Genomic DNA, 14,609 nt, shown 5'->3' on the forward strand with positions numbered 1-14,609 from the left:
AGGGAGCCGAGCGCCTTAATTTGTGGTTAAGGCACTGAGCTGAATTATTTTTATTTATTTGAGAAAGAGGCTAGGGCGCGTTAGACCAGAATGACCTGTGTCCCTTTTGCTTCTATCGCTTTGATGACCTCTGGGTTGGCGTTTTTGCCAGTGATCAGAATGTCGATTTTCTCGGTAGGACAGAACAACATGCCCGTTCTGTGACCCACTTTGGAGCTGTCTACCACGACGACAAGTTTGTCGATTTGCTCAAGCATTTGCTGCTCAGCCACCGCGGTTAACATGTCGGCTTTGTAGAGTCCGGCTTCGGTTAATCCTTTACCCGAGGTGAACATCCAATTGCCTGCGTAACTGCCAAGCGAGTTGGGCGCCGGATTTAAGAACAGTTTTTGCGAACGGTTGTATTGACCGCCAATGATGATCACATCGTCATGGTCTTCATTGATCAGGTAGCTTGCCAATGGGAAGTAGTTGGTGACGATCTGCACGTCTTGTCCACATAGCTTCTGCCCAAGTAGGAAAGCGGTCGAACCGCAGTTGATGACCACGCTGTCGCCAGGCTGACAAAGCTCAGCAGCTTGCATCGCAATCAAGGACTTTTCTTCGTAATGCTCAGTGCTGTTGATGTTCAGCGGTGACCATTTTTTCTTTTCTGCTTCGACGCGTTCTGCGCCGTTGCGTACTTTGCGTAGTTTTCCTAGTTCATCCAGCTTAGAGATATCACGGCGAGCCGTCGCTGGAGAGACGTTAAAGCTCTCAATAATGTGTGAGACGTTAATCGTCTGATTTTCTTCTAATAAAGACAGAATGCCATTGTGTCTTTGTACTTCATTCATACCCATCACCCTATTTGATTCAAATTCACCGAAATGTGTATCTAGTGATTATTTGGTGATTACTTGTGATTTGTTTTGATTCTATTAATCACGCTCTTGATTGTCAAATTCAAGACTGATGAAAATCTGAACCTCATCACAAGAATTTATAAGTTGTTGTATTTATTGATAGTTTAGTTTTTGTGTGTGATCCGCTTACCATTTGTAGGGTTTTTTGGATGGCAAAATTGATAAATATCAAAATAATCACAAATGAGCATTGCGTGATTACTTTTGATTGTTAGAGTTTATTTCGTGAGCAAAAACTGAGTAGATTCTACGACATCAGATGGAATCACTCTGACCTACATACGATTACAAATAAAAAACACTCTAGGGGTAAAGATATGGAGTTCTTGTACGACATCTTCTATATTTTTTACAGCCAAGTTATGACCAAAGCCCCACTACTGCTGGGTTTGGTAACATGCATTGGCTATTGGTTGCTGAGAAGAGACGCCACCACCATCATTAAAGGTTCCATCAAAACGATCGTGGGTTTCATGCTGGTTCAAGTGGGTGCGGGCACCCTAGTTGCTGGCTTCAAACCTGTGATTTCCAAACTTTCTGAATACCACGGGTTAACCGGCTCGGTCATTGACCCTTACACCTCCATGATGTCTACCATGGAAGCAATGGGCGATAACTACTCTTGGGTGGGCTACGCCGTTCTATTAGCATTAGGTATCAACATCCTCTTGGTACTGTTCCGCCGCTACACAGGTATCCGCACCATCATGCTGACTGGTCACATCATGTTCCAGCAAGCGGGTCTGATCGCCGTGTTCTACTTTGTGCTTGGCGCAAGCATGTGGGAAACCATCATTTACTCTGCGGTGTTAATGGCACTGTACTGGGGCATCTCCTCCAACATCATGTTCAAGCCAACGGAAGAAGTCACCGGCGGGGCGGGTTTCTCTATTGGTCACCAACAACAGGTGGCGTCTTGGATTGCAACAAAAGTAGCGCCAAAACTGGGTGATAAGAACGACAGCGTTGACCACCTAGAACTGCCTAAATGGCTACATATCTTCCACGACAGCATCGCAGCAACGGCGATCGTGATGACGGTGTTCTTCGGCATCATTCTGCTTTCATTCGGTCTTGATAACCTTCAAGAAATGGCGGGCACCACACACTGGACTATCTACATCTTAGAAACGGGGCTGAAATTCGCTGTAGCGATTCAGGTGATTGTTGCGGGTGTGCGTATGTTCGTTGCTGAGCTGTCTGAAGCGTTCAAAGGCATCTCTGAGCGCGTGATTCCAAATGCGGTATTGGCGATTGACTGTGCGGCTATCTACGCATTCTCTCCTAACGCAATGGTATTTGGTTTCATGTGGGGTGCGCTTGGTCAGTTCGCGGCAGTACTGGCGATGTTGGCATTTGATGCGCCAATCATGATTATCCCTGGCTTCATTCCAATGTTCTTCTCTAACGCGACCATCGGCGTATTTGCTAACCACTTCGGTGGCTGGAAAGCGGTGATGAAGATCTGTTTCGTGATGGGCATCATCGAGGTACTAGGTTCTGCTTGGGCTATCCACCTATTTAGCCAACACGGCACAGAGTTCAACGGTTGGATGGGCATGGCGGACTGGGCACTCGTATTCCCACCAATCATGCAAGGTCTGTCTGCATCGAAAATGTTCTTCTTCGTTCTTGTTGGTCTGTCTCTGGTTTACATGTTCTTCGCTTCTCGCAAGCTACGTGCTGAAGAGGACGCGCAAGGCACAGTAGAAATCAGTGAAGAGCCAGAAGTGATTGAAGCGGTAGAGCAAGCAATCAAAGCGAGCGACGGTCTGCGCCCAGTAAGCATCCTAGCGGTATGTGGTAACGGTCAAGGCTCATCGATGATGATGAAAATGAAGATCGGCAAATACTTAGAGAAGAAAGGCATTCCTCACGTGATGGACTCATGCGCAGTGTCGGACTACAAGTCGAAGCTTGCGAGCACGGACATCATCGTATCGTCGAAGCACCTGTCTGCGGAGATGGAACCAGGCGAAGGCAAGTTTGTACTCGGGGTGCAAAACATGCTTAACCCTAACTCCTTCGGTGACGAGCTACTCGACATCATCAATAAAAACTTTGTACCAGCAAAATAAAACAGCATGACCAAATATTTCTCTCAATGAAGAGATAAGAAACCAATAACAAACAGCGGATAACAACAGTGGTGCCGGGCTTCGGACAACCAAAGTTACGGCACCCAAACTGGAGATAGAACAATGGGATTAAAACAATCACTGATCGACAACAACTCAATCAAACTTCAAGCACAAGCATCTAACTGGCGTGAAGCCATCAAGATTGGTACGGACATGTTGATTGCTTCTGGTGCGATTCAGCCTTCTTACCACGACGCCATCATCAGCAGCGTGGAAGAGTTAGGTCCTTACATCTGCATCGCGCCTAACTTGGCACTGCCACACGCACGCCCAGAAAACGGCGTAATTCGTACTGCTTTCGCACTGGTTACGCTAGAAGAGCCAATCTACTTTGAAGGCGAAGACGAGCCAGTTGATGTGTTAATCACGCTAGCGGGCAGTTCTTCAGACGAGCACATGGAAGGTCTGATGGAAGTGACCCAAGTGTTGGATGATGAAGACAGTGAAACGGGCGTGGATTTGGACAAGCTTCGTCGTTGCCGCAGCAAAACCGATGTATTCAACGTGATTGATGAAGCTCTGGCTGTTACTGCCTAAGGAGAAATCATGTACAGCGAACTGAAACAACGTGTGCTCGAAGCCAACCTCAAACTGCCGAAATACGGCTTGGTGACCTTCACCTGGGGCAACGTGTCTGAGATTGACCGCGAGCGCGGCGTGATTGCGATTAAACCATCAGGGGTGGAATACGATGGCATGCGCGCTGAACACATTGTGGTGGTCGACTTAGACGGCAATGTGGTGGAAGGCAATATGAATCCATCCAGTGATACCGCGACCCATATTGAGATCTACAAAGCGTTCCCACAAGTGGGCGGCGTGGTGCATACCCACTCACGCAGTGCAACGATTTGGGCACAAGCGGGGATTGATATTCCGGCGCTGGGCACGACGCATGCCGACTACTTCTACGGCGATATTCCGTGTACTCGTAAGCTCTCACAACGTGAAATTGCCGAAGAGTACGAGAAGAACACCGGCTTAGTTATCGTGGAAGAGTTTCGTCAACGCCGCATCGACCCAATGGCAGTACCAAGCGTGATTGTGGCAGGGCATGCGCCTTTCTCTTGGGGAACCAACGCCGATGATGCTGTGCATAACGCGGTGGTATTGGAAGAGATTTCTGCCATGGCATTAGCAACGCGTTCACTCAATAGCGGCATCAAGATCCAGCCTGAGCTTTCAGACAAACACTACCTGCGTAAGCACGGTGAAAACGCCTACTACGGGCAGAGGTAACGACATGTACAAAGTGCTTGCTTTAGATTTAGACGGAACCGTCCTCACCGATGACCACAGCATTCACCCAGAGGTGAAAAAAGCGATTCAAGAAGCGCAGCAGAAGTGTCACGTGGTGATTGTCACCGGACGCCATCACACTGCGGCACGTCCGTATTACGATGAGTTGGGTCTTACCACGCCTATCATCTGCTGCAACGGCACTTATGTTTATGACTACCACAATGACCGAGTGCTAAAGCACAACTCCATCGATAAGGAAGACGCGCTGACGTTCATCGCCTTGGCGAAGGAGTTTCAGGTCAAGATGGTGATGTACGTAACCGATGCCATGACGTACTCAAACTACAACCCAATTCACTACATGGAAGCGTTGGAAAAGTGGGCGAAAACCGCGCCAGAGCATCTTCAACCGAAGATCTACAAAATCGACTCGTTCAGCGAAGAAGTGCGCAATACCGAGTTTGTGTGGAAATTCGTGGTGGAAGGCTTACCAAGCTCGGTAGAACGCTTGATTGAAAACCCATGGGTGAAAGAGAAGTTCAACGGCGAACGCTCGTGGTCGAATCGCATCGACTTCGCAGCAAAAGGCAACAGCAAAGGCTTAAGACTGGCGGAATATGTTTCTGAGCTGGGTTATCACCCGAATCATGTCATTGCCGTGGGCGATAACCACAATGATATTTCCATGCTCCGTTACGCCGGATTAGGCGTTGCCATGAATAACGCAGACGAGACGGTACGTTCAAGCGCCCGTTTGGTGTGCGAAACCGATAACAATAACGACGGCTTAGCTCGTCTGATACGTGAAAAAATTCAAGGATAAGCATCATGACCAAACCAATGATTCAAATCGCTCTAGACCAAACTAACTTAACTGACGCCGTGGCGGTTGCAAGCAATGTACACAGCTACGTCGATGTGATTGAAGTGGGCACCATTCTCGCGTTCGCAGAAGGGATGAATGCGGTCTCGACGTTACGTAAGAACCACCCGGACCACATTCTGGTGTGTGATATGAAGACCACTGATGGCGGCGCGATTTTGTCTCGCATGGCGTTTGAAGCTGGCGCTGACTGGATTACAGTTTCAGCCGCAGCGCACATTGCGACCATCGAAGCGTGTAAGAAAGTCGCGGATGAGTTTAGTGGTGAAATCCAAATCGAAATCTACGGCAACTGGACGATGGAAGATGCGCAAGCGTGGGTGGATCTTGGCATCACTCAAGCGATTTACCACCGTTCTCGCGATGCAGAGTTAGCAGGGATTGGTTGGACAGACGCTGACATCAGCAAGATGCGTCAACTCTCTGAGCTAGGTATCGAGCTCTCTATTACGGGCGGCATCGTGCCAGAAGATATTTACCTGTTTGAAGGCATCAAAGCGAAAACCTTTATCGCAGGTCGTGCATTGGCGGGTGACAAAGGGCAAGAGACCGCAGAAGCACTGAAAGCGCAAATCGACCGTTACTGGAACTAGGGGGCGACATGTATCAGAACCTACAACGTCATCGTGTTGGCTTGTATGAGAAAGCGTTGCCGAACGAGTTGAGCTGGGAAGAAAAGCTCAGCGTGACCAAAGAGTTGGGCTTCGACTTTCTTGAGATCTCGGTTGACGAATCAGACGAGCGCCGTAGCCGCTTAGATTGGGACGACGAGACGATCTACGCCCTGCGTCACCAGTGCGAACGCTACAGCATGCCATTGCAGTCGATGTGTTTGAGCGCGCACCGCAAGTTCCCGTTTGGCTCGGCTGATCCGAAGATCCGAGAGCAAGCTGTGCTGCACATGGAAAAGGCGATCGCATTGGCGTACAAACTTGGCGTCCGTACCATTCAATTAGCTGGCTACGATGTGTATTACGAGCCAGCAAACCGTGCCACGCATTTGCGTTTTATTGAAGGTATGAAGGAAGCGGCGAAACTGGCAGAGCGCGCAGGTGTGATGCTTGCTGTTGAAATCATGGACACCGATTACCTCAACTCATTGAGTAAGTTTGAAGTGCTCAATCGCGAAGTGAACTCGCCGTATTTCACTGCTTATCCAGACGTAGGCAACATCTCGGGTTGGAATTACGACGTGTGCACCGAACTGAAATTGAGTAAGCCGCACATTACCCAAATCCACCTTAAAGACACGTATCGCGTGACGCCAGAATACAAAGGTCAGTTCCGCGATCTCGTGATTGGCGATGGTGAAGTGAACTTCGATGCCATCTTCCGCACACTCAAAGAGACAGACTGCGTCGTGCCACTGGTGATTGAGATGTGGGCGCAAGATGAACATTGGCGTGCGCACATTCAAACCGCCCAACAGCGCTTAAATCAAGCGTGTGATCATGCGGAATTACCGAGGTTGTTTGCCGCATAATTCTTTCTGGGTCGTATAGACACTTACATGCTCCGGTGCTCGTTATTGGGCACCGTTTTCCCATCGTGGGAACGTGCAGTTTTTAACCCTCGTGAAAACTGCACTCTTTCGTTTCATTGGTTGACTTACCATCAGGGTTGGCGCAAAGTTGCGCTTTGTCGTTATGAAACCCCGTTAATCTGAATGAAATTACTCCATCTGCAACTTTTCTGGTACGAAAAACATCACACCCTATTGGAGATGGAAGACCTGCCAATTCTCACCCCAGCGCAAGAGCAAGAACTGCGTGAGTGGGCGAAGACACGCCGCAAAATCCTCAGCTACGAAGTGCATCAACAGCCTTGGGTAAAAGTGAACGTAGACGGTTTCTCGTCGATTTTAGAGCTCAAACCAAATGGTACGTTGGTGGAAAAAGACTTGTTCAGCGAGCGTGGTTTGCAGGGCTTATGGAAGGTCAGCGACGGCTTCTTGTTTATCAAAGTCATCAGCGGTGAATTCATCGTGGAATACCAAATTGTTGGTCACACCGAAAACAATGTGCACAGTGGTATCGAGTACATCAACGGCAAAATCAGCACCTACAGCAAGTTTGCCAAACTCGCGAATAATTAAGCCGATTCAATTCGATGTAGAGAAGGGAGCCAAAGTGCTCCTTTTTTGTTGTGGATAGAAAATCCCAACTATTCTTACTTCAAGCAATGAAATCAATGCGTTAATATCCAAGTCATCACCTTATTTCAAACAGTTGCAGGAGGCATGAATCGTGTCTGAAAAAATATCGACGTCGGCGCTGGCAAAAATGCGTCAGATAGAAGCAAAGCTGCTGTTTGCTGATCTCAAACGCGCTGGTTACATCGTTCGCCAAGACGAGAAATGGATTTTGACCGAAGAGGGCGCCAAGTTTGGTGGTGAGTATGTTGATCACCCTAAATTTGGGCAGTTCATCGTATGGCCGACTAACTTGCACATCGAGCTTGCGGCAACGTCTGGCAAAACTTACAGCGCAACCCAGTTGGGTGAGAAGCTTAAGCTCAATGCCAAGCGTATGAATCAGCTGTTAAGTGAATTAGGCTGGATCAGTAAATCCGAAGAAGGTTGGAGCTTAACCGAAGCCGGAATCCGCGCTGGTGGGCAGCAGAGAACCGATAAAGAGTCGCAGAATACCTTTGTGGTGTGGCACGACGTAGTGCTACGTAACAAGCGTCTCAAGCAGTCTGTGATTGAGTTTTTAGGTCAAGATGCCGAGTCCCATTCCACAGATAAGTCGTTTTCTAGTTTTCGCCAGAAGTTTGAAGCTAAGCACCGCACTTTAGATGGGCATTATGTTCGTTCTAAAGGAGAACTGCTTATCGATAACTGGTTGTATCTGGCAGGAGTAGTGCACGCTTATGAGCGCCAATTGCCGATCGACCAAGACGTGACAAGCGATTTCTACCTTCCGGGTGGCAAAGTCTATCTGCAGTTTTGGGGCAGTGATACTGGCGAGATGTTAGAAGTGGAGCGAGAGAAGATTCGTGCGGTTTACGAGCAGCATAACTTCAACCTCATTGAGGTCGAACCGAGTGAGTTAGATAGGCTCGATGAGGTATTGCCGAAACGTCTGCGTCAGTTTGGTATTCAAGCTTATTAAACGCCTCGCTAGCGGTTGTTTAAATTCCTAAACCTTCAAACCTGCCAGTCTTTAAAAACGAAAAAACCCGTGATGACTCACGGGTTTTGTGTATTCAGCGTTTATCTTTGGTTGTTACCCGAAGGATTAGAAACCTTTGATGTTTTCCGCTTCTAGCTCAGAGAAGTACTTAACAGTCTTCACTTTAAGCTCTTGTTGTGAAGGCTCATCACAAACGATCACTGCTTTAGGGTGTAGTTGAAGTGCAGAAACCGTCCATAGGTGGTTTACGCTGCCTTCTACTGCTGCTTGTAGAGCAAGTGCTTTGTTGTGACCAGTTACTAGGATCATCACTTCTTCAGCGTCTAGTAGCGTGCCAACACCGATAGTTAGTGCGTACTTAGGAACTTGGTTGATGTCGCCATCGAAGAAACGAGAGTTCGCGATACGAGTGTCTTCAGTTAGTGTCTTGATGCGAGTGCGAGAAGACAGAGAAGATGCTGGCTCGTTAAATGCGATGTGACCGTCGTTACCTACGCCGCCCATGAATAGGTTGATCTTGCCGTAAGACTTGATTTTGTCTTCGTAACGTTGGCATTCCGCTTCGTGATCTTCCGCGTTACCGTTAAGAAGGTTGATGTTCGCTTCTTGGATGTTTACGTGGTTGAAGAAGTTGTTGTACATGAATGAACGGTATGATTCTGGGTGATCCGCTGGGATACCGATGTACTCGTCCATGTTGAAAGTCACAACGTGTTCGAAGCTCACTTCACCTGCTTGGTAAAGTTCGATCAATGCTTTGTAAGTTGCTAGAGGAGTGCCACCAGTAGGTAGACCCAGAACGAACGGACGCTCAGCAGTTGGTTTGAAGTCGTTGATGCGCTTAGCGATGTGTGCTGCTGCCCACTTGCCTACTTGTGCTGCTTGAGCTAACGGGATAAGTCTCATTTTGTGCCCCTAGTTATTGGAATTTAAGATGTCCTGAAACATTAATTCGCATTATAAAATAAGTAATGGCGATCTGCTATTGTTTTAGGTCAAAATTTTGCTTTTTCTTTAACCAATGTTGCTTTTCTCAACAGTTTTCACGTTTGCTTCTTGCGATTACCCTCTTATATAGAGGACGTTAGACTAGTTGATTAGCGTTTAAAATTTATGACTGAAAAAAAGTTTTTTGGCTGAATGAGCGAGCTAAATTGAACCGAGTTGCGTAGGAGAAAGAGAAGAAAAATGCCGAAGTTATGATCTCACGCAATCTATGGTGTGGCACGGCGTTTCTTCCTTAACCATACTTAAAGTGTGTTTATTGCTGAGGGAATCGCAATGAAAAACGACTTAGACGCAACCAAAGTGCTGCAAGCATACGAATGTGTGATGAACAACGGCACGCCTACCGAGTTTGGCAAGATGTATGAAGGGGTAGAAGCCTTTTCTGATTACGACGGCTATAACGTGTTTCTTAGAGGCAATGGCGTGGAGCTGAAGGTAGGCTTCCACAACACCTATCAGTTGGAGTACGACCAAGAGCATCTTAAAGACAGCTTCTTGAAGAAGGTCGCCATGCTGGCGAAGTGAGTACTCGCCGGATAAATAGGTTTACTAAAAAAACGAAAAAGCCCTTTGGTGAAACACCTCTGGGCTTTTGGAAAAGAAAAATTTTTGCAACTCCACAGAATGAAACACTCTGAGGATTAACCAAGCATTAAGGCTTGGCAGAGTCGGTTAATCGTCTTCTGCTAGGCTCTCTTCTGCGTAGTCATCTGACGCCTCTGGTTTGTTACGACCGTTTAGCGTGTGGAAGCGTTTGCGACCACGAGCTAATTGTGTGTATTTTAACCAAGTGCGCTCGATCTTAGTTTTCGCTTTGCCTGGGTTTTCCAGAACTTTTACGAAGTGTTTCTCTTCGCTGTTCTCAGGTGTCAACTCGCCTGACTCTAGGCCAAGCATAGTATCCCCATAAATTGTTAGGATTTCCTCTTCCGAAAGAGTAAAATCGCCAGACTTTGCAAAGCCGCGTGGGAATTTTACGTTGTCGTAAAAACGTTTTTTGCCATGACGAAATTCAGTGTCAGACATATCAACAGCCTCTGTAACCGTTATTGATGAATGTGATGAATTACGGCGAAAATTAGGCGCAAAGCTAACAAAAGAAAAACAAAATTTTTTTGTCGTCAAGATTTTAATTAGTTGTTAATCTGGTTTTATATTAACCAGGAGATGGTTTATGGATGTAAAGGTCTTTCGAACATTTTTAGAGCTGGCAAAGGTTCGTCACTTCGGACGGGCTGCTGAGAACTTGTACATTACTCAAGCCGCAGTGAGCGCACGCATCAAACAACTCGAAAGTTATTTCGATACGCAGTTGTTTATTCGTGATCGAAATAACATAAAGTTGACCTCCGCAGGTGAGCGTTTAATAGGCTATGCCGAGGTGATGGTGAGCACTTTGCAGCAAGCCAAACTCGAATTATCCCTCGAAGATGGTAAAGCGTTGCAGCTTACTATGGGGGGAACGCCTAACATTTGGGATGCCTACCTGCAGAACTGTTTGAGTGTGGTGACAGACTCCTTTGGTGGTTACGGTTTTATGGCGGAAGTCATGGGACGTGAAATGCTCAGTCGAGGTTTACTAGAGCGCACCCTCGATATGGCATTCGCCTTCGATCAAATCAAAGCGGATGAGCTTAACTGCAAAAAAGTTGCTGACGTGGTGTTGGTGCTTGTGTCTACCGAACAAGATTCTCTTGATACGGTATTTGATAAGAAATACGTTTACGTAGATTGGGGTACGCGCTTCGCTTCAGAACACGCAGAACGCCACCCGAAAATCCCAGCACCTTACCTTCGCACTTCTACCGCTCGTATCGCGTTAGACTTCGTTTTAGAGAAAGGTGGCAGCGCATACCTACCAGCGTCTCTGGTAGAGCCGTTTATTGCAAGTGGGCAGCTCCACAAGGTGTCTGGCGTAGAAGATTGGTACCGTCCTATCTATTTGAGCTATCGTAAAGCCAGCACGTCTGTAGAAGCGATTAAGCAGGTTGAAGAAATCGTAAAAGAGATTGACCCGTTAACGGCGTACAGTTTGCAGCAAATTGCGGACATTCCTGCTGACGAGTAATTTCTGCTTTTGCGATCCAGAGCAAACTTAAACGAAAACCCCTTGGTGTGATGCCAAGGGGTTTTTTGTATGGGTTTCCGGAAATGCCGATATGTTTATAAATAAATCGCCTTCTTGAAGCGAGAGTTGTGGCACTGTGAAGGTCGTTTTTGCTCCCGTTTACGCCAGTTTCTGACGGAGCGCTTCATCCAATGCGGCTTTGCCTGCACCAGAGAAAGCGAGAGAAACGCTTGCTGCCAGTAGTGCTAAACCAAACTCGTAGCCGTTGTTTGACATAAACAAGCCATTTTCAAAGTGAACCGAGAAAATGGCGATAACCATGGTGAATGCTAAAGCCACGGCTGCTGGGCGAGTAAGTAGACCAAGCAAGATGAACAAGCCGCCAAAAAACTCTGCACTGCCAGCTAAAAATGCCATCAGCATGCCTGGACCTAAACCAATCGATGCCATCCATTGACCTGTACCTTCAAGACCATAACCGCCAAACCAGCCAAAAAGTTTTTGTGCGCCGTGCGCCATAAAGATGATGCCGACTGGAATGCGAAGAGCGAGTGCGCTGTAACCCGCGTTTGAAGTGGTGATTTTCTGTAGTAGTGCTTTCATGACTTTATCCTTTCTCGAATTTTTCTGATGAGGAGTGCTGACTCCCTTACTGTTGAAACCAGTGTAGGTAGGAGGAGAGAAAGAAAAAATTGGGGCAATTTGATGTTCTCGTTCGATAAATTCGATGGAACGTTTTTTGTTTTTAAATACATTAACTTAAAATGTTAAAAGTATTTGTTTTTAGTGCTCATACGTGCTGGATTTGATCAAGGAATTGGTAAAATTTTGAATGACATTCTTTACTTTTGTTGGTCTTTTGGAAGGGCGTCTGTGTACTACGGGCAAAAAAAAGAACACAGGGGGCTGTGCTCTTTTGCTTTTACGATTAACAAGGGAGAAAGGAGTTTTTATAGATTCATTAAGCTTTCAAGCGAGTCTTCCACACTATGGTAGTGATAAGTGCGAATATTCACACCATCAGTCGCATTGATTTGAATTTCTGAAATCTCGTTATCAGAGTCGCGTTCGATAATCCCTATCGAGTGCTCGACTGATTTACTGGTAATAACCTTGTGATTTCTAAGTACAATCACGCACGTATGTAAGTCCATGCCAATTCCCTTTAGCCGACGTTGTTGTGTTGTTCTGATCTAACTTTAGTGCACAAATTTACTAATGCCAAAATTTCTCAATATTGAGTTCCGAAAATGGCTAATCTACAGTAACTCCTCGTTCTACAATGAAGTTATACCGATCGAGTGGCGAGCAAGTTGCCCACTCGTTAAACACCCACTGTGTACGCAAGGACAGCACTATGCTCATCCACCCACACACATCGTTGACCTTTGAACAATGCCAAAAAGCACGCATGGCACGTGACAGCCGTTTTGATGGGCGCTTTTACATTGCAGTGAAAACGACAGGGATCTTCTGCCGCCCGATCTGTCCAGCCAATTTGCCCAAAGAGGAAAACGTCGAGTACTTCACTGACAAGACGCAAGCTTTGAAGGCAGGTTATCGTCCGTGTTTGCGTTGTCGCCCGGACAGTGCGCCAGGATCATGGGCTTGGAAAGGGGTTGAAACCACATTCCAACGTGCGATCAAAATGATCGATCAAGGTGAGTTACATCATCAGTCCCTTGCAGATCTCTCCGATCGTCTTGGGATCTCGGATCGTTACTTGCGCATGCTGTTCGAGCAATATTTGGGGATGTCACCTAAGCAATATGCGCAGTATCAGCAATTGATGTTTGCCAAACAGCTTCTGCATTCGAGTTCGATGTCTGTCACCGAAGTCGGTTTTGCCGCGGGTTTTAACAGCACTCGACGTTTCAATGATGCGTTCCAAAAGATCCTTCAGCTAACGCCTTCTCAAGTGCGTAGAAAAGAGTTTGATGGCGTAGGGACGAACCGAATCGTGCTACCTTATCGCGGCGCTTTGCACTGGCAACACATGCTCGATTTTTATCGTCTGCGTGCGATTGAGGGAATGGAAGAAGTCACGCAAGAGGCTTACCAGCGCAATGTTTTACTCGATGATTGCCATGCACGATTTAAGGTCACTCAAGGGGAGGGTTACCTTGAGATGGAGTTTGAGATTGAAGACGTCACTAAATTGCAGAATTTGGTGTCTGGAGTGCGTCGCATGTTCGACCTTGATGCGGATATTTGCACGGTGGAGCAGCACCTTAATTACATCGCGCCAGGGTTGGTGAAAACCCAAGGGATTCGCATTCCGGGCGTCTGGAGTGCGTGGGAAGCCGGTGTACGCGCTGTGTTGGGGCAGCAAGTGTCGGTCAGAGCGGCTATCGGGCAACTTAATTTGTTGGTAGAAACGCTCAGTAACGATCAGCAAGCGCGCCACTTTCCAACGCCAGAAGCCATTGCGAATGCCGATGTTAGCTTCTTGCGTATGCCGCAAAGCCGTAAAGACACACTCGTGCGATTTGCTCAGTACATGCAGCAAAACCCAGAAGCCGATCCGCAGCAATGGCTGGAATTAAAGGGCATTGGTCCGTGGACGGTGAGTTATGCGCAACTGCGTGGCCAATCTCAGCCCGATTGTTTTTTAGATAAAGACTTGGTGGTGAAGAAAGCCATGCCAAACTATCCGTCATTGAATGCTCATACTGCGTCGCCTTGGGGCAGTTACGCGACTTTTCACTTATGGAATCAATCATGAAATCACTTTATACGGTAATGCCAAGTCCGTTAGGCGCTGTGACCATTCAAGCTAACGATCAAGGTTTGCTGGGAATTTGGTTTGAAACGTGTACCACCAAACCAGACGAGTTGGGTGAGCGTGATGATCAACATGCAGTGCTCAGCCAGACTGTTACTCAATTGGAAGAATACTTTGCTGGGCTGCGTAACGAATTCGACTTGCCCCTTGCAGCGACAGGTACGGCTTTCCAAACTCAAGTTTGGGATGCGCTAACAACTATTCCTTACGGTGAGACATGGAGCTACCAAGATCTGGCAAATGCCATCGGTAATCCCAAAGCGGTACGTGCGGTGGGGCTGGCGAATGGTAAAAATCCAATCTCGATTGTGGTGCCGTGCCATCGTGTGATCGGCAAAAGTGGCAAGCTTACGGGCTATGCAGGCGGGGTAGAGCGAAAGCAACGATTACTCGCATTGGAGAAGGGCACGCCACTTTAAGTGAGACCATTCTCAGAATCCGGC

Annotated in this window: 17 protein-coding genes; 12 read left to right on the forward strand and 5 right to left on the reverse strand. The window is 47.3% G+C overall.

All coding sequences use genetic code 11. The annotated features are described in order from the left end of the window. Positions 1-80: 80 nt before the first annotated feature. Positions 81-836: an HTH-type transcriptional regulator UlaR gene (gene ulaR / locus QMY49_RS19510; protein WP_005448893.1), complete on the reverse strand. Its 756-nt coding sequence runs from the start codon at positions 834-836 to the stop codon at positions 81-83. A gap of 386 nt (positions 837-1,222) precedes the next feature. Here ulaR and QMY49_RS19515 point away from each other — a divergent pair, with 386 nt between their 5' ends. From QMY49_RS19515 to QMY49_RS19550, 8 genes are all read left to right on the forward strand, one after another. After that, on the forward strand, positions 1,223-2,983 hold the full coding sequence (locus QMY49_RS19515; RefSeq protein WP_005434683.1) for a PTS ascorbate-specific subunit IIBC: 1,761 nt from the start codon (positions 1,223-1,225) through the stop codon (positions 2,981-2,983). Positions 2,984-3,106: 123 nt separating this feature from the next. Continuing rightward, a complete protein-coding gene (locus QMY49_RS19520) occupies positions 3,107-3,583 on the forward strand; it encodes a PTS sugar transporter subunit IIA (protein ID WP_009696580.1) in 477 nt (158 codons plus the stop codon). A gap of 9 nt (positions 3,584-3,592) precedes the next feature. Further along, entirely contained in the window at positions 3,593-4,285 is a 693-nt protein-coding gene (locus QMY49_RS19525) for an L-ribulose-5-phosphate 4-epimerase (protein ID WP_009696581.1), read from the forward strand. Between the two features lie 4 nt (positions 4,286-4,289). Next, complete coding sequence (locus QMY49_RS19530) at positions 4,290-5,111, forward strand: Cof-type HAD-IIB family hydrolase (RefSeq protein WP_005434688.1); 822 nt, start codon at positions 4,290-4,292, stop codon at positions 5,109-5,111. Between the two features lie 5 nt (positions 5,112-5,116). Next, positions 5,117-5,764 carry a 3-keto-L-gulonate-6-phosphate decarboxylase UlaD gene (locus tag QMY49_RS19535; RefSeq protein WP_005434690.1) on the forward strand — a complete coding sequence of 216 codons (648 nt, stop codon included), beginning with the start codon at positions 5,117-5,119 and terminating at the stop codon, positions 5,762-5,764. Positions 5,765-5,772: 8 nt separating this feature from the next. Next, a complete protein-coding gene (locus QMY49_RS19540; protein WP_283316233.1) occupies positions 5,773-6,654 on the forward strand; it encodes an L-ribulose-5-phosphate 3-epimerase in 882 nt (293 codons plus the stop codon). Between the two features lie 183 nt (positions 6,655-6,837). Then, positions 6,838-7,266, forward strand: coding sequence for a hypothetical protein (locus QMY49_RS19545; protein WP_005434695.1), 429 nt, complete (start codon positions 6,838-6,840; stop codon positions 7,264-7,266). Between the two features lie 151 nt (positions 7,267-7,417). After that, positions 7,418-8,284 (forward strand): glycerol kinase, encoded by an 867-nt coding sequence (locus tag QMY49_RS19550; RefSeq protein ID WP_283316235.1) that lies wholly within the window; start codon positions 7,418-7,420, stop codon positions 8,282-8,284. A 126-nt stretch (positions 8,285-8,410) separates the two neighbouring features. Here the strand turns inward: QMY49_RS19550 and nagB are convergent, their stop codons facing one another. After that, a complete protein-coding gene (gene nagB, locus QMY49_RS19555) occupies positions 8,411-9,211 on the reverse strand; it encodes a glucosamine-6-phosphate deaminase (protein WP_005448902.1) in 801 nt (266 codons plus the stop codon). 375 nt (positions 9,212-9,586) lie between these two features. Here nagB and QMY49_RS19560 point away from each other — a divergent pair, with 375 nt between their 5' ends. Beyond that, positions 9,587-9,838 carry a DUF3081 domain-containing protein gene (locus tag QMY49_RS19560; protein ID WP_009706732.1) on the forward strand — a complete coding sequence of 84 codons (252 nt, stop codon included), beginning with the start codon at positions 9,587-9,589 and terminating at the stop codon, positions 9,836-9,838. 147 nt (positions 9,839-9,985) lie between these two features. Here the strand turns inward: QMY49_RS19560 and QMY49_RS19565 are convergent, their stop codons facing one another. Further along, the gene (locus QMY49_RS19565) at positions 9,986-10,339 is read right to left on the reverse strand and encodes a MaoP family protein (protein ID WP_005434702.1); all 354 of its coding nucleotides are present in this window, start codon (positions 10,337-10,339) and stop codon (positions 9,986-9,988) included. A gap of 148 nt (positions 10,340-10,487) precedes the next feature. Between QMY49_RS19565 and QMY49_RS19570 the strand changes: the two genes are divergently transcribed. Then, positions 10,488-11,381: a LysR family transcriptional regulator gene (locus tag QMY49_RS19570; protein WP_239924392.1), complete on the forward strand. Its 894-nt coding sequence runs from the start codon at positions 10,488-10,490 to the stop codon at positions 11,379-11,381. A gap of 159 nt (positions 11,382-11,540) precedes the next feature. Here the strand turns inward: QMY49_RS19570 and QMY49_RS19575 are convergent, their stop codons facing one another. Both QMY49_RS19575 and QMY49_RS19580 read right to left on the reverse strand, forming a co-directional pair. Next, the gene (locus QMY49_RS19575) at positions 11,541-11,984 is read right to left on the reverse strand and encodes a DoxX family protein (RefSeq protein ID WP_038895002.1); all 444 of its coding nucleotides are present in this window, start codon (positions 11,982-11,984) and stop codon (positions 11,541-11,543) included. Between the two features lie 347 nt (positions 11,985-12,331). Continuing rightward, a complete protein-coding gene (locus QMY49_RS19580; RefSeq protein ID WP_009706735.1) occupies positions 12,332-12,535 on the reverse strand; it encodes a hypothetical protein in 204 nt (67 codons plus the stop codon). A 203-nt stretch (positions 12,536-12,738) separates the two neighbouring features. Here QMY49_RS19580 and QMY49_RS19585 point away from each other — a divergent pair, with 203 nt between their 5' ends. Both QMY49_RS19585 and QMY49_RS19590 read left to right on the forward strand, forming a co-directional pair. Next, on the forward strand, positions 12,739-14,106 hold the full coding sequence (locus QMY49_RS19585) for a DNA-3-methyladenine glycosylase 2 family protein (protein ID WP_283316245.1): 1,368 nt from the start codon (positions 12,739-12,741) through the stop codon (positions 14,104-14,106). Next, positions 14,103-14,585 (forward strand): methylated-DNA--[protein]-cysteine S-methyltransferase, encoded by a 483-nt coding sequence (locus tag QMY49_RS19590; RefSeq protein WP_009696589.1) that lies wholly within the window; start codon positions 14,103-14,105, stop codon positions 14,583-14,585. Before QMY49_RS19585 ends, QMY49_RS19590 begins: the two co-directional genes overlap by 4 nt. Positions 14,586-14,609: the final 24 nt, after the last annotated feature.

Source organism: Vibrio harveyi (assembly GCF_030060435.1).
Classification (GTDB): domain Bacteria; phylum Pseudomonadota; class Gammaproteobacteria; order Enterobacterales; family Vibrionaceae; genus Vibrio; species Vibrio harveyi.